This is a genomic window from Pseudoalteromonas sp. S558 (assembly GCF_005886635.1).
Taxonomy (GTDB): Bacteria; Pseudomonadota; Gammaproteobacteria; order Enterobacterales; family Alteromonadaceae; genus Pseudoalteromonas; species Pseudoalteromonas aliena.
In genome coordinates, this window is the sequence record NZ_PNDU01000342.1 from 1 (window position 1) to 691 (window position 691).

1 pseudogene is annotated in these 691 nt (G+C 34.9%); it reads right to left on the reverse strand.

Annotation, left to right across the window (positions count from 1 at the left end):
- Positions 1–375 precede the first annotated feature (375 nt).
- Positions 376–691, reverse strand: a pseudogene (locus CWB66_RS18795) (chitodextrinase); the annotation flags it as partial.

Sequence of the window (691 nt, forward strand, 5' to 3'; positions counted from 1 at the left end):
ACCAGCTACGTATATTGAACCGGCCTCCCATGGCTGATGATTTGGCTCAATGTCTGCTAAGTTAGTATTTGCGGATTGCTGAGGTAGTTGAAAAATATTGGCAGCGTAAGTTTGTGAGTAAAACAATATGCCAACGATAATTATGAGCTTAATCATATCAAATTCCTTTTAATTGGAGTTCCATTACTTTTTAAATCAAGCCCAATTTTTAGTTGATTACAAGGTGAAGGATTGAATTTTTCAGAATTATCACAGAGTGATTAGGTTTAGTTTTTCCGGATAAATCATTTTTCAGGGCGTGCTGATGAGGGGCGGAGGTAACGTAAAATTGGTGATTAGTATAGGTAAGGGAAATACCTAGCCATCTGAATTTTTTCATTTAATTATCTCCTCTAACATTTTGCAAGACATATCAGCATTAAGATGAAAGTCATCATCCCAAGGGATTAAATCGTGGGCTTTATTTTGTGCTTTTCGATTGGCGTAGGCTCTGTCTACTGTATTGAAATACATGAGTTTTGGATTTCGATAATAAGAGAATTTAGTCTGTATTTTTTCAGTACAGAAGCTTATGTTAATAAAGTCTAAAATAATCTGTTTACCAATTTCCGCATCTAAATTTGGCATACGACCTTGTTCAATATCAATAACTAATTGTAACGTTGAGGCAGTGCCTAAACTAAAAGTGATG